Origin of the sequence: Erysipelothrix sp. HDW6C (assembly GCF_011299615.1) — a bacterium.
Classification (GTDB): Bacteria; Bacillota_I; Bacilli_A; order Erysipelotrichales; family Erysipelotrichaceae; genus Erysipelothrix.
In genome coordinates this window covers 318,049-342,984 of record NZ_CP049861.1, presented here as the reverse complement: position 1 = coordinate 342,984, position 24,936 = coordinate 318,049, and the positions used below count along the sequence as shown (strand labels likewise).

General features: G+C 39.4%; 25 protein-coding genes. 16 read left to right on the top strand and 9 right to left on the bottom strand.

Annotation, left to right across the window (positions count from 1 at the left end; translation table 11 throughout):
• The first annotated feature begins 27 nt into the window (after window positions 1–27).
• Window positions 28–1,707: a MucBP domain-containing protein gene (locus G7062_RS01700; protein WP_166064192.1), complete on the top strand. Its 1,680-nt coding sequence runs from the start codon at window positions 28–30 to the stop codon at window positions 1,705–1,707.
• Between the two features lie 20 nt (window positions 1,708–1,727).
• On the opposite strand, the gene G7062_RS01695 is transcribed toward G7062_RS01700, so the two are convergent.
• From G7062_RS01695 to G7062_RS01680, 4 genes are read right to left on the bottom strand one after another with little or no spacing between them, the layout of a single operon-like run.
• A complete protein-coding gene (locus G7062_RS01695) occupies window positions 1,728–3,161 on the bottom strand; it encodes a glycoside hydrolase family 1 protein (RefSeq protein ID WP_166064191.1) in 1,434 nt (477 codons plus the stop codon).
• On the bottom strand, window positions 3,158–3,502 hold the full coding sequence (locus tag G7062_RS01690) for a PTS lactose/cellobiose transporter subunit IIA (RefSeq protein ID WP_166064190.1): 345 nt from the start codon (window positions 3,500–3,502) through the stop codon (window positions 3,158–3,160). Before G7062_RS01690 ends, G7062_RS01695 begins: the two co-directional genes overlap by 4 nt.
• A 1-nt stretch (window position 3,503) precedes the next feature.
• A complete protein-coding gene (locus G7062_RS01685) occupies window positions 3,504–4,733 on the bottom strand; it encodes a PTS sugar transporter subunit IIC (RefSeq protein WP_166064189.1) in 1,230 nt (409 codons plus the stop codon).
• A complete protein-coding gene (locus G7062_RS01680; RefSeq protein WP_166064188.1) occupies window positions 4,726–5,058 on the bottom strand; it encodes a PTS sugar transporter subunit IIB in 333 nt (110 codons plus the stop codon). Before G7062_RS01680 ends, G7062_RS01685 begins: the two co-directional genes overlap by 8 nt.
• A gap of 137 nt (window positions 5,059–5,195) precedes the next feature.
• Between G7062_RS01680 and G7062_RS01675 the strand changes: the two genes are divergently transcribed.
• A complete protein-coding gene (locus G7062_RS01675; protein WP_166064187.1) occupies window positions 5,196–7,103 on the top strand; it encodes a PRD domain-containing protein in 1,908 nt (635 codons plus the stop codon).
• Window positions 7,104–7,126: 23 nt separating this feature from the next.
• Here the strand turns inward: G7062_RS01675 and G7062_RS01670 are convergent, their stop codons facing one another.
• Window positions 7,127–7,660: an NUDIX hydrolase gene (locus G7062_RS01670; RefSeq protein ID WP_166064186.1), complete on the bottom strand. Its 534-nt coding sequence runs from the start codon at window positions 7,658–7,660 to the stop codon at window positions 7,127–7,129.
• Window positions 7,626–7,859: a hypothetical protein gene (locus tag G7062_RS01665; RefSeq protein ID WP_166064185.1), complete on the bottom strand. Its 234-nt coding sequence runs from the start codon at window positions 7,857–7,859 to the stop codon at window positions 7,626–7,628. The genes G7062_RS01670 and G7062_RS01665 overlap by 35 nt, the downstream gene beginning before the upstream one ends.
• Before the next feature lie 102 nt (window positions 7,860–7,961).
• Here G7062_RS01665 and tmk point away from each other — a divergent pair, with 102 nt between their 5' ends.
• From tmk to G7062_RS01625, 8 genes are all read left to right on the top strand, one after another.
• Window positions 7,962–8,576, top strand: a complete 615-nt coding sequence (gene tmk / locus G7062_RS01660; RefSeq protein WP_166064184.1) for a dTMP kinase — start codon at window positions 7,962–7,964, stop codon at window positions 8,574–8,576.
• A complete protein-coding gene (locus G7062_RS01655) occupies window positions 8,577–9,518 on the top strand; it encodes a DNA polymerase III subunit delta' (protein ID WP_166064183.1) in 942 nt (313 codons plus the stop codon). It begins immediately after the preceding gene.
• Between the two features lie 10 nt (window positions 9,519–9,528).
• Window positions 9,529–10,374 carry a 16S rRNA (cytidine(1402)-2'-O)-methyltransferase gene (rsmI, locus tag G7062_RS01650; protein WP_166064182.1) on the top strand — a complete coding sequence of 282 codons (846 nt, stop codon included), beginning with the start codon at window positions 9,529–9,531 and terminating at the stop codon, window positions 10,372–10,374.
• 10 nt (window positions 10,375–10,384) lie between these two features.
• A complete protein-coding gene (gene guaC / locus G7062_RS01645) occupies window positions 10,385–11,359 on the top strand; it encodes a GMP reductase (protein ID WP_166064181.1) in 975 nt (324 codons plus the stop codon).
• A gap of 31 nt (window positions 11,360–11,390) precedes the next feature.
• Window positions 11,391–11,789, top strand: a complete 399-nt coding sequence (locus G7062_RS01640) for a Fur family transcriptional regulator (protein WP_166064180.1) — start codon at window positions 11,391–11,393, stop codon at window positions 11,787–11,789.
• A 40-nt stretch (window positions 11,790–11,829) separates the two neighbouring features.
• Window positions 11,830–12,597, top strand: a complete 768-nt coding sequence (locus tag G7062_RS01635) for a tyrosine-protein phosphatase (protein WP_240915972.1) — start codon at window positions 11,830–11,832, stop codon at window positions 12,595–12,597.
• Window positions 12,598–12,698: 101 nt separating this feature from the next.
• The gene (gene metG, locus G7062_RS01630; RefSeq protein ID WP_166064179.1) at window positions 12,699–14,630 is read left to right on the top strand and encodes a methionine--tRNA ligase; all 1,932 of its coding nucleotides are present in this window, start codon (window positions 12,699–12,701) and stop codon (window positions 14,628–14,630) included.
• A gap of 105 nt (window positions 14,631–14,735) precedes the next feature.
• Window positions 14,736–15,341 carry a histidine phosphatase family protein gene (locus tag G7062_RS01625; RefSeq protein WP_166064178.1) on the top strand — a complete coding sequence of 202 codons (606 nt, stop codon included), beginning with the start codon at window positions 14,736–14,738 and terminating at the stop codon, window positions 15,339–15,341.
• 42 nt (window positions 15,342–15,383) lie between these two features.
• On the opposite strand, the gene G7062_RS01620 is transcribed toward G7062_RS01625, so the two are convergent.
• The 3 genes from G7062_RS01620 to G7062_RS01610 are packed head-to-tail and all read right to left on the bottom strand — an operon-like array spanning window position 15,384 to window position 18,618.
• The gene (locus G7062_RS01620; protein ID WP_166064177.1) at window positions 15,384–17,387 is read right to left on the bottom strand and encodes a hypothetical protein; all 2,004 of its coding nucleotides are present in this window, start codon (window positions 17,385–17,387) and stop codon (window positions 15,384–15,386) included.
• Between the two features lie 2 nt (window positions 17,388–17,389).
• Window positions 17,390–18,262, bottom strand: a complete 873-nt coding sequence (locus G7062_RS01615) for an ABC transporter ATP-binding protein (RefSeq protein ID WP_166064176.1) — start codon at window positions 18,260–18,262, stop codon at window positions 17,390–17,392.
• On the bottom strand, window positions 18,259–18,618 hold the full coding sequence (locus tag G7062_RS01610) for a GntR family transcriptional regulator (protein ID WP_240915971.1): 360 nt from the start codon (window positions 18,616–18,618) through the stop codon (window positions 18,259–18,261). Before G7062_RS01610 ends, G7062_RS01615 begins: the two co-directional genes overlap by 4 nt.
• Window positions 18,619–18,746: 128 nt before the next feature.
• On the opposite strand from G7062_RS01610, the gene mnmG reads away from it, so the two are divergent.
• The 6 genes from mnmG (at window position 18,747) to G7062_RS01580 (ending at window position 24,823) form a co-directional block, all read left to right on the top strand.
• Window positions 18,747–20,603, top strand: coding sequence for a tRNA uridine-5-carboxymethylaminomethyl(34) synthesis enzyme MnmG (gene mnmG, locus G7062_RS01605; protein WP_166064174.1), 1,857 nt, complete (start codon window positions 18,747–18,749; stop codon window positions 20,601–20,603).
• A gap of 114 nt (window positions 20,604–20,717) precedes the next feature.
• Window positions 20,718–21,689 carry a Gfo/Idh/MocA family protein gene (locus G7062_RS01600; RefSeq protein WP_166064173.1) on the top strand — a complete coding sequence of 324 codons (972 nt, stop codon included), beginning with the start codon at window positions 20,718–20,720 and terminating at the stop codon, window positions 21,687–21,689.
• A gap of 9 nt (window positions 21,690–21,698) precedes the next feature.
• A complete protein-coding gene (gene rsmG / locus G7062_RS01595) occupies window positions 21,699–22,415 on the top strand; it encodes a 16S rRNA (guanine(527)-N(7))-methyltransferase RsmG (protein ID WP_166064172.1) in 717 nt (238 codons plus the stop codon).
• A complete protein-coding gene (gene noc, locus G7062_RS01590) occupies window positions 22,408–23,157 on the top strand; it encodes a nucleoid occlusion protein (protein ID WP_166064171.1) in 750 nt (249 codons plus the stop codon). The genes rsmG and noc overlap by 8 nt, the downstream gene beginning before the upstream one ends.
• 18 nt (window positions 23,158–23,175) lie before the next feature.
• Complete coding sequence (locus tag G7062_RS01585) at window positions 23,176–23,967, top strand: ParA family protein (RefSeq protein ID WP_166064170.1); 792 nt, start codon at window positions 23,176–23,178, stop codon at window positions 23,965–23,967.
• Entirely contained in the window at window positions 23,957–24,823 is an 867-nt protein-coding gene (locus G7062_RS01580; protein ID WP_166064169.1) for a ParB/RepB/Spo0J family partition protein, read from the top strand. Before G7062_RS01585 ends, G7062_RS01580 begins: the two co-directional genes overlap by 11 nt.
• Window positions 24,824–24,936 lie beyond the last annotated feature (113 nt).

The window sequence follows — 24,936 nt, the reverse complement described above, 5'->3', positions numbered from 1 at the left end:
GAAACTAAGAATTGAGGGGAATACCAAATGAAATGTAAAAAAATAAACACAACTAAAAAAGCAATACTGTCCTTGATGGCAGTCCTAAGTATTTTGACGCCAACATTGATGTACGCAGATACACAAGAGACAGACCAATACGAAGAACGATCCGTAGAATCAATTGCTGACTGGATGCCAGATGCTAATGTACAAAGCGTTGTAGCGGAGAAACTTGGCAAAGAAATTGCGCAGATTACCAAAGCCGACATGGATAACATTTATAGTTTAGATTTTCGATTACTTCCCGCTGGAACAGAAGTAGATCTCACAGGGATTGAATATGCGACAAGGATTAGGAATTTTGATACAACGCATGTACGCGTTATAAATATGCCAGAGATTGCGTTTCCAAACTATGCTTCGCTATTTGTAAGACCCTTCGAAATGCAATTTATGAATCCACAAAATGTGGTCGGTAATTTACACATTGGAAGCTACAACAATCCAATTCCAAGTGAAGAACTTGTGGGAATTGGGAGTTTGATGGAAACATGGACCGTCAGTATCTTCACAATATATAGTTCTGGAATGAGAGACTTCTCGACATTGAATTTACCAGACAATCTGTCAGAATCTTATGGAATGGTTATGGAAAGTGAGGAACTATCATTAAGTTCAGTTCAAAGGCCTGAAACTGACGATACACCCCTCTTATATTCAAATGATACGTTGATGGACACTCAAGGGATTCCCCTGCTTTCAGCACGCTCAAACAGCGCCAGTGCACCGATGATAATATACGAACGCGAAGATGGAACGTGGGTATACTTGCAAGAATCGAATGGCTTCACATTAACAGAGGAAGGCATCGTAATTGATGCGCTTCCCCAAGACGTTGAGACCTTTGCAATCCACTACATGCCACCTGCACGCTCGTTTACAGGATCAATCAACTATAGTGTCAGGATCAATGTTGCAGTCAAAACGAAAGGTGCACCGATAAGTGTGTCGTTTGTTGATCTTGAGAATCAACCTCTTGCTAACACACAAACGATTCATGGAAATATTGGCGAATCGTTTCAAGCAGATGCTCCTGAAATCTCAAACTATGATTATGTTCGGAGTGAAGGACCCATAAATGGAACGATAACCCATGATCCTCAAAGTGTCACCCACATCTATGAACGTCAAGAGGGTATGAACGTTATCGTAAATTTTAAAGATATAGGTGGAAATACAATTGCACCTCAGAAAAATCTGCAAGGAAAAATCGGAAATGCGTTTTTTAGCAATCCAATTGCGATTGATGGATACACTTTCATACGCTCTGAGAATGCTGAGGGCCTGTTTACAGACATGCAACAAGTGGTCACTCATATCTATTCAAAAGATATCATTGAGTCATCAGTGACGGTACATTTCGTGGACGAGGATGATAATGTCATTCATGATTCAATTATGAAAAAGGGTGATATTGGTATTCCCTTTACAGCAGAAGCAATCTCCATACCAGGTTATCAATTGGCAAGTCTGGAAAAAGAGATTCAAGGGACTTTCATACCGACGCACCAAGATATTGTATTCAAATACAGACCAATTAAGAATGAAGAAAAACTTCCCAATACGGGCGTTACAAATACTAAGATACTATTCGGATATGCATTCCTGACAACAGGTTTTATACTTATAGGAAATCAAATCCGCAAAAAAACCAGAAAAGCTTAACGTTTTCTGGTTTTTCAACTTTATTCTAAGTTTTCTCCGTTAGAAGCAACCACACCTTTATACCAGGCATAGCTATCTTTTAGACGTCGTTTACCACTTCCTTTGCCATAATTATCCAAGTCAACATGGATAAATCCATAGCGTTTTGACATTTCAGAAGAGGAACAGCTCACAATGTCAATAGGACCCCAAGGGTAGTATCCGCGGATATCAACGCCATCCATAATTGCTTCCTTAATCTCAGCAACATGTGCTCGTAAATAATTGATACGATAACTATCATGAATCCTTCCGTCATCTTCAACAGTATCGAATGCACCAAACCCGTTCTCAGTAATATAGATGGGTTTTTGATAACGATCCCAATATTGGTTGAGCGCAGTACGAAGTCCTAAGGGATCAATAGCCCAACCCCAGTCACTTGCTTTGAGATACGGATTGGCTTTTGTTCCTTGTTTTGTTATCCAGTTTTCATTGTCAATAATTGAAGAATAGTAATACGAGAAAGACATAAAATCAGCAGTATGTTTGAGATCCTCAATATCACTCGCAGGAATATAAATATTCAATGCATTATCATGATAGAAACGGTGCACATAGCCAGGAATCGTACCTCGTAGGAGTACATCAGCATAATAATATTCCATTTGGTTGCTCTTCATGGCTGCAAAGACATCTTCAGGTTTGCATGTTGCAGGGGCTGCAATCCAATCACAAAGCATCATCCCAATATTATTATCAGGGTTGATATCGTGGCCAATTTTTGTGGCACGTGCACTTGCAACAAGTTCGTTATGAACGCCCTGATACTTCGCTTCGAGCAGATTATCAACTTTGTCCTCAGCAATTCCAAGGTGATTGAAAGATTCGTGTCCGATGAGATTAATTTGATTGACAACAATCCAATTTTTGACTTTTCCATTGTAACGCTTAAAGCATGTTTCACAGTATGTCACAAAGAAATCAATAACATCACGATCATACCAACCCCGATAGTTTAGGGTCAGATTCAATGGCATTTCATAGTGTGATAGTGTGACCATGGGCTCCATTCCAAGTTGTAACATTTCATCAAAGAGGTGATCATAAAATTGAAGTCCTGCTTCATTGGGTGTCACATCATCCCCATTTGGAAAGATACGTGCCCAGCTAATCGATGTTCTGAATGTATTAATACCCAACCCTGATAAGAGCGCCAGATCTTCTTTGTATGTATGATAGAAATCAATCGCTTTTCGTTTTGGATAGATTCCTTTTGTATCGGTCATAGCATGTTTTACATAGTCGGTTGTAACTTCTTTATTGCTCTTCCTTTCAAGAGCGATGTCATCACGGAATTCATTAATATCCGCAATTGACCAGCCTTTCCCACCTTCTTGCCAGGCTCCTTCAGCTTGATTGGCAGCAATTGCACCGCCCCATAGGAAATCTTTTGGGAATTTTGTATTTATCATGATTGATCCTCTACTTTCTTAAGGCGCGCATCAATGGCACGCATCATATCAATAAGACGTTTGGTGATATTGAGTTCACTGTAAATTGTCATGAGTGTATCTTGAGCATGTGTAAACAAGAGTGAAGGATTGTAAGTCTCGCCGCGCGTTTCATCCTGTATAACTTCAGTTTGCAATTGATGCGCAACGCGAATTTTATCAAATGCTTCTTTCATTTTTGAACTTGCCAGCTCGAAATCAAACGCTGCCAGTGCTTTTTGAGCTTCAGTTGAGCACAATCGTGCATCCCCTGCATTCAAAATAATATCCATTGAAACCTTTGTTAATGTATCATTTTCCATATTAGACCTCTTTCAATTCAGAATTTTCTAAAGCAATTTGTTGGCGTTCATAGACTCTAAAGAATGGGAGCCAGATGAGTGTTGCAACAAGTACAACGCCAGCGAGTAAGATTAATGCTGGAATCGAACGTGTGATTAACCACGTAGAAATTGGGAACGGACAATACCACATCTCAAATACAACGTTTGGAATCGGAGCAAAGGCAATAACTTTGGTGAAGACCCAAACGATGATTGGAAGAATAATTCCTTGCAACCACATTGGTATCATAAGAATTGGATTCCAAGCAATGGCTCCAAAGACAATGGGTTCATTAATGTTAAACACTGATGGCCCAATACACGCCTTTCCCAGAGCACTGAGTTTCTTTGAACGTGACATTGCACACATGATGACAAGCGGGAAAGTACAGCCAATACCACCTACCCATAGATATGATGAATACACGGTAGAGTTTGTTACTAAATTTGTAGCAAGTCCTGAGATATTTGCTTGCATCGCATCAAGAAATACAGGGGTTAAGATTGGTGTTAAAACCCATGAAGATATACCAAGTGAATATAAGAAACAGAAAATAAACATGGTAAGTGGGAATCCAATTGGAGATTCAACAAGACCTGCCAAGGGTTTGAAGATTGCTAAAACCATATTGTATAAATCAAATCCAACAAGGTCGACAACAATCCAACCAAAGAGAATGATGATCCCAATCGGTAGCATGGAGTCAAACCACGAGCGTACAAAGTCAGGGATAACGGATTCTTCCTTAAAGAAAGAGAATTTCGAGAAAATTGTAAACACAACAGCCGAAATCAATCCAGCGACCATTGCGATAAACATACCCCCAGCCCCCAAAGACTCATGACCAAATCCAGGGTTACCCGATGCAACAACTTGAGGGGTAATGATAATTAGGAATAAAACAAGACCGGCAAGTCCTGCATTGATTCGATTCTTGCGAAGGCGTTTCTTTTCCATAATGTTAAATGGGACGAGAAATGCCACGAAGAGTGATACCATTCCCATTGTCCAACCAAAAGGCACCCAGAAATTAGGTAAGTTTGGAATGTAATCGTTGAGGATTGTAAGCATACAGAATACAGAACCAAGAAAGATAAAAGGTAAAGTCTGCATAATGCCATCTTTGATACCAACAATCCAGACATTTGTATTTACCTTATTCATTTTTGGAGCAAATGAATTTTCCAACCAATGAATTAATTTATTCATGAGTTTGTTCCTCCATTCCGATTTCTTGCATCAGATGGTCAATTGCTCTTGCACCATCCAATGTTGCGTAATACTCTGGCCTCATCAGGATTACCTTAACAGGTGCATCCCCGATGTAACTGTCAACTTCATCTAAGATATAGGCGAGATGCGGTCCGACCATCAAGACATCAATCTCGTCGATGTAATTCTCAATCTCAGACTCACTGCGCGCAGTAATCGATGCATCAAGTCCTTTTGACGCTGCGGCTTTGCGCATGTTAGCGGCCATAAATCCACTACTTGCACCAGAACCGCAAACCAGAAGAATTCTAAGTTTTTTCATAATGTAAACTCCTTTTCTACCTTCATTATGAATGGGTTAGCGTGGTGCAAATTTATTTTTTCGCACGCATGCGGTGCAAATAGTTACATCGTCGTTGTGACAAGATTGGTATACTAATATAGAAAGGCGGTGATGAGATGCTGGACTCGAAGTACGTAGAGATTTTGAATCATTTAAGCAGTGCAACTTCATCAATACATGCGACACATTTGGCCGATGCGCTTGGAAAATCCGTGCGAACTGTAAAAAGCTATGTCAAGTCAATCAATGAAAGCTATCCAGGACTCATCAAGGCATCACCGTATGGATATGCACTAAACCGTGAACGCTACAAACAGATTGCCATTAATAGCGTTGTCGCAATGCCTTCAACACCCGATGAGCGTCTTGTGTACATTATTCGCTCGCTCATTAAGAAAGAACATCTAAATATTGTTACAATTGCCTACGAACTTCATGTGAGTGAGTCAACAGTTCGTGCCGATCTTGCCCAACTCAAAAAAAGGTTAGACACGTACTCACTAACAATGAAAGTCGAAAAGCAAACCGTAGTTATTCAAGGATTGGAAAAAAATAAACGACGACTCTTAACATCAATCCTCTACAAAGAATCCAATCAAAACTTTCTCAATATTGAGTCATTGCAAAACAACTTTGATGAGTATAATATATTTAAAATCCGTGATATTGTCGTCAGTACACTCAACGAAGCCCACTATTTTGTGAACGATTATGCATTGATGAATCTGATTTTACATATTGTGGTATCAATCAGCAGAATTCAACACAACAATACATATTCTGACTCCGAAACAATGGACATTATCAGTACCAATACTGAGATACAAATTGCAGAAAAAATAACACAACGGATTAGTTCTTATTTTCAGATTCAGTACAGCAAAGAAGAAGTATATGAGTTATCGCTGCTTATTTTAAGTTCGGGATCTAATATCAACTTTAACGCCGTCAATGAATTAAACATTGCATCCTATATTGATGAAGGCGTTTTGAATTTGGTCGATGATTTGATTAAAAGTATCAATCGTTATTACTATATTGATATTAGTGAAAATCAATTCTTCTTTCGCTTTGCATTGCACATCAATAATCTTCTCAAACGATTGCAAATGGGAAGATCCAATAAGAACCCCATCACAATGAATATTAAACAAAGCTGTCCTCTGATCTATGATTGCGCAGTTTCGGTAGCTCACGATATCAGTCATCGTTTTAATGTGCAAATTAGTGATGATGAAATTACCTACATCGCATTTCACATTGGTGGTGCTTTAGAAACTCAAAAAAGCCTTGGTAACAAGGTAAGTTGCATCTTTATTTTTCCACAATACTACGACATGAATCAGAATCTTTATAACCACCTTACGGAAACGTTCCATGATTCTTTGGTTGTCCAAAATATGGTGACCGATGAATTTAGTATCGAGAATTTCGATGTGGATTTAATCATTACAACACAACCGCTGCAAACTACACCAGTCTTGCCTGTTATTGTGATTAATCCATTTAAAAATGAGCGTGACACTGCACAAATTTATGAAACAATCCATCGCCTTAAGGAGAATAAGCGTCGCAACACCTTTAAAGAGACCATCAGTACGATGCTTTCTTCGCAAACCTTCTTCCTCAACGATGAACCAAGAAACCAGCAAAATGTGATTGATTTTTTGGTTTCTAAAGCAGTAGATATGGGGAGTGTGGGTGAAATGTTCAAACAAGAAATTATGGATCGGGAAGCGATGTCATCCACAGGATTTGGGAAAATTGCAATTCCCCACTCCATGCGAATGAATGCAGAGAAGACATCAATGCTCGTATTCATCAGCAAACATCCAATCCGATGGGATACAACCGATGTTAATCTTGTCATTATGCTTACAATTGCTAAGGATGATCGTAAAGTATTCGCGGATATCTTTGATCCACTTTCGATGATGCTCACAGAAAGTGTGGTCATTGATCAGCTACTACAAGCAACGACGGTTGCATCATTTATCGAAGTTTTAGGGTATAATTTTCAATAAAAAAAGCCCGCTAAGGGCTTTAACTATTTATTAAGGTAGTGTTTAAGGCGGTAAGCAAGCGCAATAGTTTTCGCATCCGTTATTTCGTTTCGCATAATCCGAGCTTCGATTTCGGATAAGGATAGTCGATAAACATGCAATTCCTCACCTTCATCCAAATCTTGGCCAACAAATTCTAAATCAGTCGCATAATAAAGATGCAATGTCTCGCTCAAAAACGCTGGTGAACTGTGAACGAATCCTAATGGGACAATTGTTTGTGCCGTATAGCCTATCTCTTCTCGTAATTCCCGCAGTGCAACTGTTTGTGGGTCTTCGCCAGGGTCTGTCTTTCCAGCAGGAAACTCCGTCATAACAAGCTCCGTTCCGAAGCGAAACTGATCAACAACATAGAAGGTTTCATTGTCATGGGTTGCTGCAATACAGGCGCCACCAGGGTGCTTTAAAACTTCCGCAGTGAAAATGCCGGCATCTGTTTCAAAATCGGTATTATAAAGGTCAACAATAATCCCTTCGTATCTTTTATTTTCGCTTTGTTTTTTTAACGTTTTTACCATTTTTTTCTTCCTTTCGGGTTTGGATGTAGTGATAAACAAGATAAATCATTGCAATCACAAACAGGACGCCAATTCCGTAAATTGCCCATTGTGATCGTGTGAAAAAGTGGACAACTAAAAGTACAAATAAAAAGAAAGAAATTGCTACATAAATATTATCTTCTGAAGCTCTTGTAAATGCTTTTTTCCATAGTTTCATCGTATAAAACTCCTTAATCTCTCTCCTATTTTAACGGAAACCTATTTTTTAAACAACTTTATGAATGGGTGCATGATATAATGAATAAAAAGAGGTGTCGTTATGGGATTATTTATATCATTTGAAGGACCAGATGGTAGTGGGAAAACAACAATTACGAAATACGTGAGTGAATACTTCATGGCAAAGAATATTGAAGTGCTCTGTACTCGTGAACCGGGGGGAATTGGAATTTCTGAGAAAATTCGCAATCTGATATTGGATCCCGTAAACACAGAAATGGATGATCGTACCGAAGCGTTATTGTATGCGGCAAGTCGACGTCAGCATTTAATTGAAAAAATCTTACCAGCACTTGAAGCAGGTAAGATGGTTTTTTGTGATCGTTTTATTGATTCATCATTGGCATATCAAGGGTACGCTCGAGGAATTGGTATTGATGCCGTATGGAACCTAAACATGTTCGCAATCGAGAACAGACTTCCCGATATTACCATTTTCATCGATTGTGATCCGGCCATTGGTTTGGAACGTACGGGAAAACGTGGTGCCATGGACCGACTTGAATTAGCAGGGGAGGCATTCCATAACCGTGTCTATGAAGGATATCAAGAAGTGATTAAACGCTTCCCTGATCGCATTCATGTTATTGATGGGAACAGAACTGTTGAAGCAGTCGCAAAACAAGCAATAAAAATCATTGAGGACGTATTATAGATGAAAGAACAAGCCAAAGCATTAAACTTATTTCATAAACAACAAGAGAAGAATATGGTTTCGCATGCATACCTAGTCGTTGGAAAAAGTGATGCTTTTTCTTTTGCGACATATATGGCGCAGAGTTTGATGTGTCGTGAACAAACAATTGGTGCGTGTCAATCGTGTTCAGTTTGCGAGCGCATTGCGAACAACCAACATGGTGATTTCAAGGTCGTCAGCAGTCGTGACGAGAGTATTAAGAAAGACGAAATCGTATCACTTAAAGATTACTTTACCCAAACAAATATGGAGCAAGACTCTCATAAAGTCTATATTATTGAAGACGTTGAGAATGCAAGTATTTCCGCCATGAACAGTATCCTTAAATTTCTAGAAGAACCTGAAAGTGATATTACAGCAATCTTGACAACGTCCCAACCCAATCGTGTTCTTGAAACAATCAAATCCCGCTGCCTCTTAATACAACTTGAGAGTCACGATCAAGAAGTACTTTACCATGAAGGACTCAACAAAGGACTTGATGAACTGGACGCCTACCTCTTATCAAGGATATCAAACAGCAGTGAAGAAATGGTAGTGATTGCTGAATCTGGAGCCTATGTGAGTGTTATGGATGTCGCGTTTGAGTTCGTTGATTATTTGAATCAAGGAAAAATACGCGAGGCAGTTGTTCACGTACAGCATGAAGGCATCAAAAACAAGAAAATAGACAAAGAGAATATTGATTTCTTTATGGATATTGTGATTGTTGTGATGGGAAGCAGTGCAAACGGCGCAGTCCATGCAAAAGTGACAAACATTGATGAACCAACACAACTCAATTACAAGAAAATTATGCTCATGCTCAAAGACCGAATTCGACCGGGAATCAACACGAATCTACTTTTGGATCAGCTCGGCTATGAGTTTATTAACTATCATAAATCCCGTGTACTTTAGGAGGAACCCAATGATAAAACAACAAAGCTTTAAGAACGGACTACCCACCCTCTATCTTGTTGCGACACCAATCGGTAATCTGCAAGAAATGAGTCCTCGCGCAATTGAGGTATTGAAAAGTGTCGATGTAGTCGCAGCAGAAGATACTCGGAATACGGGTAAACTATTGCAACACTTTGAAATAAAGACAAAACTAATCAGCCACCATGCCCATAATGAAAAAGAAAGCGCGCAAGGAATTCTTGAATTATTTAAGGAACATGAAAGCATTGCCCTTGTTAGTGATGCAGGATATCCCCTCATCTCAGATCCTGGACAAACTCTAGTAACCGATGTAATTGCAGCAGGCTATAATGTGGTCCCAATATCAGGACCAAGCGCATTCTTAAATGCCCTCGTTGCATCAGGACTGGTAGCTCAACCATTTGCTTTTATGGGGTTTCTTGAACACAAGGAAAGTCAGCTAAAGAAACAGTTGGAAACCAACAAGGATTTGCCGATGACGACAATTTATTATTTATCGGTTCACAAGTTAGCAAAGACATTAGAAATTGTGTATGATGTACTCGGTGACAGACAAATATGTCTTGTTCGTGAGCTTACAAAGATGCACGAAGAATTCATACGAGGCACTGTTTCCGAGGTTATTGAAGCTATTGAAGTGATTAAAGGTGAGTTTGTACTTGTAATCGACAAGCGTCAAGAAATCGGTGTCATAGACTTTAGCAGCCTTGTTACCCAAATTGACGATGAGATTGCAACAGGAAATTCAATTTCACGTTCAATTTCAACAATTGCCAAACGTAATAAAGTCTCAAAAAATGAACTGTATGCATATTATCATGACGAAAAATAGGAGATAGAAAATGAAAATATTTGACTACGAAGATATTCAGTTAATTCCCAACAAATGTATTGTAAAAAGTCGCTCAGAATGTGACACAACTGTAAAATTTGGAAACCATACCTTCGCAATGCCAATTGTTCCTGCAAACATGCAGACAATCGTTGACGAAACCGTCGCACTTTGGCTCGCAAAGAATAACTACTTCTACGTCATGCATCGTTTTGACGAAGGACGTCGCTACGATTTCACCAAAGAAATGCAAGCTGAAGGGCTTTTTGCATCCATCAGTGTTGGTGTTAAAGACACTGAATATGACTTTGTTGAGAAACTCGCGCATGATAACGTCATTCCTGAATACATTACTATTGATATTGCGCACGGACATTCCGAGCAAGTAATATCAATGATTAAACATATAAAGAAACACTTGCCTGCAACTTTTGTAATTGCTGGAAATGTCGCAACGCCTGAAGCAGTTCGTGAACTTGAAAATGCTGGAGCGGATGCAACCAAAGTCGGTGTTGGTCCTGGTAAGGTATGTATTACGAAGTTAAAAACTGGTTTTGGAACAGGTGGTTGGCAATTATCAGCACTTGCATGGTGTGCAAAAGCTGCTCGCAAACCAATTATTGCCGATGGTGGAATTCGCAACCACGGAGACATTGCAAAATCAATTCGTTTTGGCGCAACAATCTGTATGATTGGATCGCTTTTTGCAGGTCACGAAGAGTCGCCTGGTGAAATTGTTGATGTGGATGGTGTCACATACAAAGAATACTTCGGAAGTGCATCAGAGTACCAAAAAGGTGAACATAAAAATGTTGAAGGAAAGAAGATTCTTGTTCCTTACAAGGGAAATCTTGCCGATACATTATTAGAGATGAAACAAGACTTACAATCATCAATATCTTATGCGGGTGGTCGTGATTTAGAGTCAATTCGCAAAGTTGATTATGTTGTTGTTAAAAATTCAATTTTTAACGGTGATCGCTAATTCTATGCTATAATTAACATGGTGATATGATATGAGTATTAAATTAACAAAGCAAAGACAAGAGATTTTAGAAGTGATTCAAGCATCAGAGGGTCATATGACCGCTGATCAAATTCACTCAACCCTAAAAGATGGGGGCGTATCTATCGGTATAGCTACAATATACCGTAATTTAAACGTGCTCTTTTCTGAGAAACTCATCAATCGTGTCCGCCATCCTGAGTTGGGATTTATTTACGATAAAAACCTCCACGATCACTATCATTTCCGTTGCCGTGAATGCAACCGTATTGATGATGTGGAAATTGACTATCGTGATGATCTCCACGCACTTGTTGAAAAAGAACTCGGGTGTCTTGTTATCGAACATGACATGACTTTTGAGGGTATTTGTAAAGAGTGTTTGAAAAAACGTACAAACAAAAACTAATCCCGAGCCAATCGGGATTTTTTCTATTAGGAGGAAAGACATGGAAATGCATAAGAAAATATTAAACTTCCGAGATATCGGAGGCATTCAAGTGAGTGGTGGTCATGTAAAACCACATAAACTACTACGCGGTGGACCGTTGGAACATCTTGATTCGCAAACAGTGAATCGCCTTTTGAATGAATACGAACTAAAAACTGTTATTGACTTAAGAACCTTGGATGAGCAAGACCGTCAACCCAATGACATGATTGATGGATTGACATATGTACACCTTGATATCTTAGGAAGACGTCAACGAACAACAGCAGACCCAATGCGTATGATGAACCAAGTGAAAAGTACGGTTGCTCATGACCACATGTGTCAATTAAACAATCAATTAGTGCGTGATGATCATGCTCAAATGGAATACCGTCAATTCTTTAAAGAACTTCTGTTAAATGAAGAAGGTGCTGTATATTTCCATTGTTCTGCCGGAAAAGACAGAACAGGATTTGCGGCCGCTCAAATACTCAAAATTTTGGGAGCGTCTGAAGAAGATATCATGAAAGATTATCTTCGAACCAACGAACTTAACAAAGACAACCAACAAGAAATGCTCGAAAAGATGATGGAAAAATTCCCCGATGTTACTCCAGAACAAATCGAGAACTATCGAGGATACACGATAGTTGACCCCGAATACATTGGTACGGCATTTCGTGCCATTGAAGAGGATTATGGTACATTTGATACCTACGTTCAAGAAGTATTACAATTGAGCGCGGATGATATCCTAAAACTTAACGAAATCTACGTCGGATAAAGCAAAACTCAGCTGAAACTAATGGCTGAGTTTTTTAATGGATAAGTTGTGAGAACGGACTAAATAGGCTATAATTACAAGGAAATAAGCGGAGGCTTCTTATGAAAGATAAAAACAATTACTATATAACAACCGCGATTGCATATACATCTGCAAAACCTCATATTGGCAATGTCTATGAGATCGTTTTGGCAGATGCAATTGCACGCTTCAAACGGGAACAAGGATATAATGTATACTTCCAAACGGGAACGGATGAACACGGACAAAAAATTGAAGAATATGCACATGCTGCAGGCATTACACCCAAACAACATGTTGATAATATTTCAGATGTCATCAAAGGACTCTTTTCATTGATGAATGTGGAGTACGACCACTTCATACGTACAACGGATACATACCACAAAGAGCAAGTTCAAAAAATATTCAAGCGACTTTTTGATCAAGGCGATCTTTTTAAAGGATTCTATGAAGGATGGTACTGTAAAGCAGATGAGTCATTCTATTCGGACTCCCAAGTCGAAAATGGCATCTGTCCAGATTGTGGTGCAACGATTGAACGTCAGCAAGAAGAAACGTATTTCTTTAAGATGAGTAATTACCAAGATCGTTTGGTACAACATATTAAGGATAATCCAAGTTTTATTCAACCAGAGTCTCGTAAGAATGAAATGTTACAGAACTTCTTGAAAGAGCCACTTTTTGATCTTGCCGTGTCACGCACAAGCTTCAAATGGGGAATCCCAGTTGATTTTGATGCAGAGCATGTCATTTATGTTTGGATTGATGCCCTTGTAAACTATATTACAGGCATTGGATACGATGCAGATGGCAATCACGCCCCTGAATTCTACGAGTGGTGGCCTGCAAATGTTCACCTTATTGGAAAAGATATTCTTCGATTCCATACGATTTACTGGCCAATTCTCTTGATGGCACTTGATCTTCCGTTACCAGATCAAATCTTTGGTCATCCATGGTTGCTTACTGGTGACAGTAAGATGAGCAAATCAAAAGGAAATGCCGTATATGTCGATGATGTTGCCGCAGTTCTGGGTGTTGATCCGGTTCGCTATATCATGCTTCATGAAATGCCATACGAGCGAGATGGACATATTACCAATGAGTTGATGATTGAACGCATTAACACAGATTTAGCAAATATAATTGGAAACCTTGTGAATCGTACAGTTTCAATGGTCAATAAATACTTTGGCGGAACCTTAACGGTAAACACTGTGAGTGATTCGATTGATGACGAACTTATCGCATCGATTAAATCTTTAATGACAAATGTTGAGCATAAGATGGAAACATTGCATGTTTCCGACGCAATTTCTGAAATCGTCGCGCTTTTCCGTAAAGGAAACAAATATATTGATGATACACAGCCATGGGTACTCGCAAAAGAGGAAGCATCGCATGGCCGTCTTCAAACTGTTTTATACAATCTTGTTGAACTCATTCGCGTAGGTGGTATCGCACTGCAACCGTTTGTTCCGGAAACAGCCGTAAAGATTTTGGATCAAATCCAAACCCAACACCGCAGTTTCGAACAAGGACATCAGTTTGGTCTCTTTGAACTGGGGCATCCTGTTATTGAAAAGACAGAAATTATTTTCTCTCGTCTTGATAAAGAAGAGACACTTGCGAAACTCGAAGCGCAAATGACACCATCTACAGCAAGTCTGGAAGAAATCGAAGCTGTTGATGAAATTACAATTGACGAATTTAAGAAGATGATTCTCAAGACAGGGACAATTGTTGAAGTAGAGAAACATCCTAAGGCAGACAAATTGTACGTTGTCCAAGTGGATTTAGGTTCAAAGAAAGTTCAAGTTGTCAGCGGTCTTGTGGAACACTTTAGCGTCGACGACCTAATGGGTCGTAAGGTTGTCGTAGTTGAAAATCTCAAACCTGTTAGCTTGCGTGGCGTCATGTCACACGGTATGATTCTTGCCGCAAAAGATGCTGAAGGCATGGACCTTGTATCCGGTGGTGTTGTTTCTAACGGAACACAAATTAGTTAATGAAAGTCACAGTCCAAAACAGACTGTGACTTTTTAAGTCTTTCTTAGAATTGGTATCCAGTAGGAAAATGAGTTAGAATAGTACAGAAGGAGATTTGATTGACTATGAAAATTGTACTGGTACGACATGGCTACACGATTGGAAATGATTTGGGAACCTATACAGGTTGGAGTGATACAAAGCTCTCTGAAAAAGGAATTGAAGAATTACATGAGTATCGTGAAACATACGCATATCCCAAAACTGATCGCTATTATACATCTGATTTGGTCCGAACAATTGATACATTCAAACTAATTTATGGTGATGAAACACCAATTAATGAATCGTCGCCCGCATTTCGTGAAATTCATTTTGGTGATTACGAAGATATACGTTGGGATCAAATCGATAATATCCCCTATAATGAAGTATATATTCGCAACCAACCGCATGTAAATGGTGAGACAATCTCACAGGTTGCATTGCGTATTTTTGGAAAGTTGAATGCGATTCTTGATGAAATGGTAGTTGCACGAGAAGATTCATTGACGATTGTTTGCCATTCAGGTATCGTTAAAACATTCCTCATGTTCTTGGCTCCCCTATCTTTTGATACATTCCGTGAAATCGCTACACCCAATGGGCTCGGATACATTATGGATGTGGATTATGATGTCGTAAACAAACTTGTAACTATGAATAATTATATTGAAATACCGAAGAAATAAGTAAAGGGGATTCCATATGGAATCCCTTTATGGAATCCCCTTTTAATTTGGAATAATCGGTAATTGAACGCTAAAGTAATGGGCGATATCATCAGAGAAACTATAGATTAACAATGTATCGTAACGATTCTCTGAGTAAGCATACGCTTTGAGCTGAGTATCGAGTTTCTTTGCATCTGCTGTTGTAAGAGTCAAACTTTCTGAAATCGAAGAGGATATATCCCAAACGTTTGTTTTTCGAACATAGCCGGAGATTGGATTATAATAATGAAACTCAGGATCCTCAATCGGCGCGATGAAGCGTTGGAATGTAAACTCGGTATCGATGGGGTCGATAAGATGCGTTTCGAGGTATTGGAGTGTACGGGTATGGCGCTCATCAATATTTAACTGGAAGATTCTGTCATCGGAGCCATAAGCTAAAATGTACTTGAGATACCCCCCGTTCTTGGTGTAATCATCAACTGTGTAATTGCTAATCTCTTGCCGGTAGATTTCAACCAGCTCATCCAACTTTCCAGTAAATGTATAGCGAGTTGAGAATGATGGTGAGAAAAACTCTACATAGTCGGGGTAATATTTACCGCTTAAGATTGGATTTACTTGTGACTGTACTTCCGTAGTGAATGCAATCGGCAAGAGTGTATCAAGAAGTGAGTTGTGGACAAGGAAAGCACGCGACATGCGACTGCCATTTGTCAGTACATAGGCAAATTCAAGACTTACATAGTTGTTGTAATCAGCATTTGGGTCGGTCAGTTCATAGGCGTTGTCAGATACGAGCCCTCGTTTCGAGTCAATGCGGCCAACGATATCTTCGTGGAAAACAACGAATTGACGAATACTCTCGGGGTCATTCAAAATTAATTTATTCGTTGATGTCATCCCAATGAATGGAATTTGCGCTATCGATGATTCGCTAATTTGGATACTCTCGATATCTTTGCTATCAGGAATCCTCTCGGTGAACCCAAAACCATTGGTGAAATAGAATGTGGACAATATTACCAGGGTTGTAACGACCATGATGGCATAGTTACGTGTTACTTCTTTAAACTTACGTGTTGAACGGTTCTTGATGATGTTTAAGAGAACATAAACAACGAAAGCTAACAATATTGGAATGGTAATAACACGGGGTGATAAGAATGATGCATCTATTGTGTTTACCGTGGACCAAAATGCAATAAGTCCAACCAAGAGTATGGCTGTGAATAAGGAAGTGATTAAGGAAAAGAAGACACGATTTGTAAAGGGTTCTTCGGTTCTCTCGGAACGACGGCGTTCATAAAGCCAAATTGAAACAACATAGATAATAATTGAAATGATGAACCAGTATGAAGAAATAATACTTGGATCAACACTCAGTCCCATGGGTACAATCACAGCTAAGACTGCAAGGTGTGGTGAAATGAAAGGCAGAATATCGCCACTACCACTTGCAAAACCTGTAATGAATCGACCTGCGAAGAATTGGATTGCTGCATAGGCAACAAAAGGCGCGATGGATAAAATACCGGTGTAGATGATTGCATCAGAGAGAGTTCCTGTATTCATAATTACAAATACAGTGAGTGCACTGATCGAAATAAAAATAACAACCAGGCGCATAAAAGTAAAAATATGAAGTGATGTAAAAGGATTTGCGAAAAGCAGAAACGTCAATATATAGCCGGTAAAATAGGTTAATGCAAACGGAATAAGTACAGCAAGTGCTGCAGTAACTATATAGGTAATAAACAAATCACGACGTCGAATTGGAAGGGCATGATACACATCCACCGCACGACTGGAGAAAAGGTAATGGAAGAAGATAAACGGAGCGATAATCATCAATCCCATCGTAATAAAAGCTAATGTACCTACTGCAGCATTCACTCCGAACAATTCAGTAGGACTGTAGTAAATGTTAAGACGTTTTATAATAACCGGTATTGGAAATGTCGTAAATAATAAAACTGTAAATACAAACGTCAATGCTTTAAGGCGCTTGAAATGGAAACGAATCAAGTCAAAATTAATGCGCGATGTAAAGAGCGTTTTCATTTTTAGTACCCTCCCATTTCGTACATGAATATTTCATCAAGTGAAACGTCATCACGTTCTAGTAGCAAGGGATTGAGGCTGTTGAGATAGTGTTCAGTGGTTTCACGACACCCTTTAACAATCATGGTAAATATTTTCGCCTTTCCTCCTAAAAAGATAGGAGTAAGTTCAGCGAAAAGCGCGGGATCGATTGGCTCTGCAAAGGCAATCCGATATTTATGATAATGCGTAATGATATCCTCTTGGGTATAATTCAAACGAATCCGTTTGTTATCCATAATTGCAACAGAATCGCAAATATCTGCGAGTTCTTGCAAGTTGTGCGAAGAAATGACAACAGTACGCTTGTATGTGGAAACCTCTTCACTGATAATTTGGCGAATTTTAAAACGCATTGTTGGATCGAGACCATCAAAAGCTTCATCAAGAAGGAGTACCTTTGTACGTGATGCAATTCCCAAAGCTAATGAAACGTGACGCTTCATCCCTTTTGAAAATGAAGCAATTGTATCTGTTTGTTTCAAGCCAAAGAGTCTGATCAACTCAAAGAAGCGTTCCTCAGAAAAATTTTTATAGAAGACACGGTAGAATTGCTTCATTTCTAAAATTGATGCTTTGGTCATAAAATAGGCATCGTCACTGACAAAAAAGATTTCTTTTTTTGCATTGGGGTTGTCATAAACATTTTCTTCGTGATAGGCGACGATTCCCGCATCGGCTTGAAGGACACCACAAATGAGGCGTAGCAAAGTCGATTTCCCTGCCCCATTACGTCCAACGAGGCCTAGAATTGTTCCAGGTGGAATTGAAATGCTGATATCCTCGAGTATTGATTTGTTTTCGTAGCGCTTATTCACATTGATGAACTGTATCATAATTTATTCCTCTCAAGAAACAATGAAATTGCCTCTTCTGTCTCACCCAACTCTTTAAGTTGGTTATGCGCCTTTAAAAACTGCGCATAGGCATCATAAACAATGGTATTTACTCCCTCAGTAGCATCCGTTACAAACGATCCCTTCCCCGGAATCGAATAAATCAATTCATTCATTTCACATTCATGGTAGGCCTTTGAAACTGTATTGGGGTTAATCCCAAGTTCTTTAGCAAGGACCCGTACAGTAGGTAATTGTTCGTGCGGTTTCAAAACACCCAAGGCGATATATTTTCCGACTTGTTGTACGATTTGCTCAAAAATTGGCGTTGTACTTTTTGTATTAATTGAAATCATACACCCACTCCTATCTGTACCATTTATAGTAATACAGTAATACGCCGAGCGAAACCTGTCAAGAGTTTAGGCATAAAATCGTCGAAACAGACGGAAATATGGTAAAATCTAAGTCGGAGGCTTTGAATATGTATGATGTAATTGTAGTTGGAGGGGGTCATGCCGGCGTTGAAGCAGCAGTTGCTGCAGCGCGTCTTGGGCAAAAGACGGCACTCTTCACAATAAATATAGATAGAATCGCAGCAATGCCGTGCAATCCATCAATTGGTGGCCCTGCTAAAGGAATTGTTGTGCGTGAGATTGAAGCGCTGGGTGGCGTTATGGGAAAGATTGCCGATAAGACGGCATTACAGTTTCGAATTTTAAACTCGAGCAAAGGACCGGGCGTGCAATGTTTACGCGTCCAATCTGACAAGATTGAATACAGCAAAGCGATGCGTGATGCTGTTTTAAGTGAACCTGGAATTGAAATTGTTCAAAAGATGGTTGAGGGAATTGCGACGGAAGATGGAAAGATTACAGGAATTCTCTGTGCAGATGGCGAAATGATTGCAGCAAAAGCAGTTATCATTACATCCGGGACATACATGAGTTCCAAGATTCTACTGTCTGATAAAGTAACTCATTCGGGCCCTGAAGGGGATCCTACCACAAACAAATTGTCAGAGTCGCTGCGTTCTTTAGGTCTCAAGACATTCCGACTAAAGACTGGGACACCTGCGCGTGTTTACACAGATAGTATTGATTTCTCAAAAACCACAATCCAACCCGGTGATGACAAACCCTACTACTTTTCAAATGCAACAAAGAAGGAAGATGTCATCCAAGAACAATATGCGTGTTATCTCACCTATACAAATGCAAATACACATGCAATTATCGAAGCAAACTTAGACAAATCCAGTATGTACTCGGGTGTTGTTGAAGGTGTTGGTGCGCGATACTGCCCTTCGATTGAAGACAAGATTGTCCGCTTCGCTGATAAGGATCGTCATCAAATTTTCTTAGAACCCGAAGCAGCATCTTTGGATACAACCTATGTACAAGGGTTAAGTTCATCACTTCCCGAAGATGTTCAAGATGCAATGATTCGAACCATCCCTGGACTTGAAAATGTGCGCGTTCAAAAATACGGTTATGCGATTGAATATGACGCAATTGATCCCATTCAATTGAAACCGTCTCTTGAAATAATGACTGTCGATGGTTTATTTACTGCAGGGCAAATTAATGGAACATCCGGTTATGAAGAAGCTGCCGGTCAAGGTTTAATGGCAGGTATTAATGCAGCGCTGAAAAACCGCGGTGAGGAACCCTTGATTCTTAAACGTGACGAGGCCTATATTGGTGTTATGTTGGATGATTTGGTAACTAAGGGAACCCTTGAGCCCTATCGCCTTTTGACTTCGCGAGCAGAATATCGCTTGTTACTACGTCATGATAATGCATACCGTAGACTATCACATTTTGGCCATCAAATTGGTTTGTTAAGATCTGATGCGTATGCGGCTATCGAAGATGATATCGCAACAATCGATGCATTTATTGAAACATCAAAAACAGTTAAGATTCCCCACAATGATGCATTCATTGCTTATTTTGAACAAAAGAATTCCCCATTTGACGCACATGATTTAAGCGTCTATGATGCTGTGAAGCGTCCAGGGATTGAATTACTGGAAGTTCTTGAATTACTTGATATGGACGTCAGCGCCGATTTGGCATTCCAAATTCAAGTCGAGATAAAATACGAAGGCTACATTAAAAAGGCCCTGAAAGATGCAGAAAAACTGCGTTCCATGGAGAACATTAAACTTCCAGAAACACTGGATTACAACTCAATTGACAATTTATCAATTGAAGGAAAGCAAAAACTAAGTGCGGTTCGTCCCCTAACAATGGGACAAGCATCACGTATCTCAGGAGTGAATCCAGCAGATATGGCAATTCTTGCGATTGTCTTAAAACAACGTACTCAACCTTAATATTCAAGAGTCTACATCGAGTAGACTCTTTTTTGTCGAATCATCTTCGAGTTAAGTTACTTTTATCACCGTTAAAGCGTGGTATAATAAAAGCAACAACGAGGAGGGTTCACCATGAGAATTGCAACGATTGGAAGTGGATTCATTGTTAAAGAATTTATCAATGCAGGTCGTGAAATAGCCGGAGTCGATTTTGTGGCTGCGTATTCAAGAACAGCTGCAGGTGCACGGGCGTTTGCGGACGAGATGGGCATTGAAAAGAGTTACGATGCACTGGATGTTATGTTTGCCGATGCAGACATTGATTTTATCTATATTGCATCTCCAAATAGTTTACACTATCACCAAACAATGCAAGCTCTAGAAGCTGGGAAGCATGTGATTGTCGAAAAACCGTTTGCTGGTAATGAGGCACGTGCTAAAGAAATGATTGCTCTTGCTAAAGCAAAGAATCTGATGCTTTTTGAAGCAATTTGCAACATCCACATGCCTCACTTTGATTATATAAAATCACAATTGGAGCGCATTGGTCGAATTCGTGCAATTCAATGTAATTTCAGTCAATACTCAAGCCGATATCCTCAATTGCTCGATCATGTTATAACCAACGTTTTTGATCCAAGTTTCTCTGGTGGTGCCATGGCCGATATTAACATCTACAACATTCATTTTGTAGTTGGACTCTTTGGGTCACCCAATCAGGTATCCTATATTGCCAACCAATATGAGAATGGTATTGATACCTCAGGCATCCTTACTATGAAGTATGATGACTTCGTCGTGGAATGTGTCGGTGCAAAAGATAGTTTTTCTTTCAATTTTGGACAAATTCAAGGTGAAAAAGGATACATTATGGTACCCGAAAGTGTGAGTCTGATTAAATCTGTCGAAATCGTTACAAAAGATGCGAAAATCGACTATAATATTCAAGATAAACACCGTCTTTCATACCAAATTGCTGCTTTTAAAGAAATCAGTGATGCTCAAGACTTTGCCAAACGTGATGCATTGTTTGAGCACAGTCTCGCAGTAGTTAGAGTTGCTGAAGCGGCACGAAAGTGTATTGATTTAAATTTTGAATTTTAAGGAGTTCGTATGACTTTAGAGGAATTTATAACGCAGTTAGAACCATTAGGAATTGTTGCTTCTCCCAAGCAGAAGGAACAATTTTTAACGTATAAGAATTTGATTCAAGAAGTAAATAAAGTATTAAACCTGACGGGGATTGATGATGATGCCGGTATCTACCACAAGCATTTCTATGACTCACTACTCATTGCTCCAGCAATGAAACCCCAAGCAACACTCGCTGATATCGGCAGTGGTGCTGGATTTCCTGGTATTGTAATTGCAATTGCACGACCGGATATCCATGTCACGTGCATTGAGCCGACAACCAAGCGTACCAATTTTTTAAGTCGTGTTGTTGAGGCGTGCAACTTAAGCAACGTTACTATCTTGAATGAAAGAGCGGAAGATGTTATTGTTAACGCTCGTGAATCGTTTGACTACGCAACTGCACGTGCTGTTGCCTACCTTGATATTCTCAGTGAGCTGTGCATCCCCTTTATTAAGGTGGGTGGTGTGTTCCTGGCAATGAAAGGTGCGCGCGGATTAGAGGAGTACGAGGAGTCTAAAAAGGCGATTACAATTTTGGGTGGAGAATTGTTAAGAACCCATGAGTTTAATGATGATGTATTGGGAGAACGCTTTAATTTAGAAATTGTGAAAATTAAAAATACTCCAAAGAAATATCCACGCAGTTATGCTAAAATAAAGAAGACACCATTGTCGGGGAGGGCACATGATTGATCAGACAGAATTAGCCATTGAAAAGATAAAACCGAATCGATATCAACCAAGAACAATATTTGATGAGGAAAGTCTGATGGAACTGGCACAATCAATTCGTGAAAATGGACTTATTCAGCCCATCGTCGTTAGAGAAGTTGGCGACCATTATGAAATCATTGCTGGGGAGCGACGCTACCGAGCGATGATGATGTCCGGTTTCCTAACTGTACCCGTAATAATAAGTAATATCAATGATGAGAAAAGTGCTACAGTTGCACTCATCGAGAACATTCAACGTGAGAACTTGAGTGTCCTTGAGGAAGCAAAAGCCTTTCGTGACATCTTAAGGATTCAAGGAATAACTCAAAAGCAATTGGCGACACGTTTGGGTAAATCACAATCCGCAATTGCCAATAAAATCCGCCTTCTTGATCTACCTGAACCGGTTTTAGGAGCATTGGGAGAGCGTCGCATTACAGAACGCCACGCCCGCGCTTTGTTAGGGATTGAGCGTGAAAAACAAGAACATGTTCTTGATGAAATTATTAATAAGAAATTGAATGTTAAGCAAACAGAAACGCTTGTCAATAAACCGCGGAAACACAAGCCAATCACACGGGGTATCTCACAAAGCGTAAAAATTGGAATCAATACGATCAAGCAATCCATTGGTATGATTGAGAAAACAGGAATTCCTGTTCAGCATGAAATGAAAGAAACCGAAGACGAGGTTGTAATTACAGTTCGTTTTCCTAAATAAATTGAAGGATGTGAGTCAATGGGGAAAATAATTGCCGTAGCAAATCAAAAGGGTGGCGTTGGTAAGACAACCACAAGCATTAACTTATCAGCAGGCTTGGCGTATTTGGGCCAAAAAGTACTCTTGATCGATCTTGATCCGCAAGGAAACGCATCGCAAGGTGTGGGTGCGAATCGCATGTCAATCAAGGAAAGTACTTATGATTTAATTTTAACCGAAAAAGAAGTTGGCGATGTGGTCTTAAAATTGACGACACCACCAATGGATCTCATTCCAGCGACGATTGATCTTGCTGGTGCCGATTTGGAAATGGTGGAGTTTAAAATCGGACGTGAAAAATTACTAAAAAACAAACTAATGAAAGTTAAAGACGATTATGATTTTATTATTATAGATTGTCCCCCTTCATTAGGTCTTTTGAATACAAATGCACTGACTGCTGCGGATTCCGTTATTATCCCAGTTCAATGCGAATACTATGCACTTGAAGGGTTAACACAACTTTTATCAACCATTCGTTTGGTTCAAAAATTATTCAACCCAGACTTAAAAATCGAAGGTGTATTGTTGACGATGTTTGATGTGAGAACGCGCTTAAGTGTTGAAGTCCAACAAGAAGTTCGTAAATACTTTAAAGAACGCGTTTATAAGAGTAACATACCACGAAATGTTAAATTATCCGAAGCACCATCGCGAGGGAATACAATCTTTGAATATGACTTAAAGTCAGAAGGCGCAAAAGCGTACGCTTCTTTAGCAAAAGAAGTCTTATCACAACATAAGAAAGAGAGTGAAGCAAATGTCCGATAACAATCGTTTAGGGCGTGGTCTTGGAGCAATCTTTGGTGATGATGTCACAAATGTACTTGAAGATATCCAACAAGGAAAAAATGATAATTTTGGTGGAACAAAAACAACTCTAAAAGTTAAAGATGTTCGTACCAATCCCTATCAACCACGTCGTCATTTTGATGAAGAAAAAATTCGTGAATTGGCAGAATCAATCCGTACACACGGACTCTTTACCCCCATCCTTGTTCGTGAAACCAAAAAAGGGTACGAACTTGTTGCTGGCGAACGTCGCTTGCGCGCTTCAAAAGAAGCTGGAATGGAAGACATTGCAGCGATTGTTGTTGAATTTGACGATGCTCAAATGATGGAAATTGCCATTATTGAAAACGTGCAACGGGAAGATTTGAATGTTATTGAAGAGGCAGCGGGCTACCAATCACTTATTGAACGATTGGGTCTTACTCAAGATGAGGTCGCGAAACGTGTCAGCAAGTCACGTAGCCATATAACCAATCTCCTTCGTCTGTTACGTTTGCCAAAATCAGTTCAAGAAATGGTCAGTGAGAATAAACTCACGATGGGTCATGTTAGACCGCTTGTTACACTTGAAGATCCAAAAGAGATTGAGCGTTTTGCCCAACAGATTTACGACCGTAAATTATCTGTTCGTGAAACTGAAGCACTTATCAACAATGAGCATACTGAGAAAGTACCGGTAAAACCTGTCGATAATTCACAATTCTCATATGCAAAGTCACTTTTTGAAAAGAAACTACAAACACGCATTAACATTGATCAACACAAAGTAACCATTCACTTTGAAGACAATGATGATTTGAATCGTATTTTAGAATTGTTAGATATTATGGAGTAGCATTCGCTACTCTTTTTTTGTGGTTAAAATGAAGAATCTTAAGAAACATGTGAGTAGAGCGCGGTTCTCTTTTGTGAAAATGACTTTAGTTACATTGAATCAACATTTCATAT

Coding starts and splice junctions, on each gene's coding strand:
- G7062_RS01700 (WP_166064192.1), top strand. CDS start 28: ATGAAATGTAAAAAAATAAACACAACTAAAAAAGCAATACTGTCCTTG.
- G7062_RS01695 (WP_166064191.1), bottom strand. CDS start 3,161: ATGATAAATACAAAATTCCCAAAAGATTTCCTATGGGGCGGTGCAATT.
- G7062_RS01690 (WP_166064190.1), bottom strand. CDS start 3,502: ATGGAAAATGATACATTAACAAAGGTTTCAATGGATATTATTTTGAAT.
- G7062_RS01685 (WP_166064189.1), bottom strand. CDS start 4,733: ATGAATAAATTAATTCATTGGTTGGAAAATTCATTTGCTCCAAAAATG.
- G7062_RS01680 (WP_166064188.1), bottom strand. CDS start 5,058: ATGAAAAAACTTAGAATTCTTCTGGTTTGCGGTTCTGGTGCAAGTAGT.
- G7062_RS01675 (WP_166064187.1), top strand. CDS start 5,196: ATGCTGGACTCGAAGTACGTAGAGATTTTGAATCATTTAAGCAGTGCA.
- G7062_RS01670 (WP_166064186.1), bottom strand. CDS start 7,660: ATGGTAAAAACGTTAAAAAAACAAAGCGAAAATAAAAGATACGAAGGG.
- G7062_RS01665 (WP_166064185.1), bottom strand. CDS start 7,859: ATGAAACTATGGAAAAAAGCATTTACAAGAGCTTCAGAAGATAATATT.
- tmk (WP_166064184.1), top strand. CDS start 7,962: ATGGGATTATTTATATCATTTGAAGGACCAGATGGTAGTGGGAAAACA.
- G7062_RS01655 (WP_166064183.1), top strand. CDS start 8,577: ATGAAAGAACAAGCCAAAGCATTAAACTTATTTCATAAACAACAAGAG.
- rsmI (WP_166064182.1), top strand. CDS start 9,529: ATGATAAAACAACAAAGCTTTAAGAACGGACTACCCACCCTCTATCTT.
- guaC (WP_166064181.1), top strand. CDS start 10,385: ATGAAAATATTTGACTACGAAGATATTCAGTTAATTCCCAACAAATGT.
- G7062_RS01640 (WP_166064180.1), top strand. CDS start 11,391: ATGAGTATTAAATTAACAAAGCAAAGACAAGAGATTTTAGAAGTGATT.
- G7062_RS01635 (WP_240915972.1), top strand. CDS start 11,830: ATGGAAATGCATAAGAAAATATTAAACTTCCGAGATATCGGAGGCATT.
- metG (WP_166064179.1), top strand. CDS start 12,699: ATGAAAGATAAAAACAATTACTATATAACAACCGCGATTGCATATACA.
- G7062_RS01625 (WP_166064178.1), top strand. CDS start 14,736: ATGAAAATTGTACTGGTACGACATGGCTACACGATTGGAAATGATTTG.
- G7062_RS01620 (WP_166064177.1), bottom strand. CDS start 17,387: ATGAAAACGCTCTTTACATCGCGCATTAATTTTGACTTGATTCGTTTC.
- G7062_RS01615 (WP_166064176.1), bottom strand. CDS start 18,262: ATGATACAGTTCATCAATGTGAATAAGCGCTACGAAAACAAATCAATA.
- G7062_RS01610 (WP_240915971.1), bottom strand. CDS start 18,618: ATGATTTCAATTAATACAAAAAGTACAACGCCAATTTTTGAGCAAATC.
- mnmG (WP_166064174.1), top strand. CDS start 18,747: ATGTATGATGTAATTGTAGTTGGAGGGGGTCATGCCGGCGTTGAAGCA.
- G7062_RS01600 (WP_166064173.1), top strand. CDS start 20,718: ATGAGAATTGCAACGATTGGAAGTGGATTCATTGTTAAAGAATTTATC.
- rsmG (WP_166064172.1), top strand. CDS start 21,699: ATGACTTTAGAGGAATTTATAACGCAGTTAGAACCATTAGGAATTGTT.
- noc (WP_166064171.1), top strand. CDS start 22,408: ATGATTGATCAGACAGAATTAGCCATTGAAAAGATAAAACCGAATCGA.
- G7062_RS01585 (WP_166064170.1), top strand. CDS start 23,176: ATGGGGAAAATAATTGCCGTAGCAAATCAAAAGGGTGGCGTTGGTAAG.
- G7062_RS01580 (WP_166064169.1), top strand. CDS start 23,957: ATGTCCGATAACAATCGTTTAGGGCGTGGTCTTGGAGCAATCTTTGGT.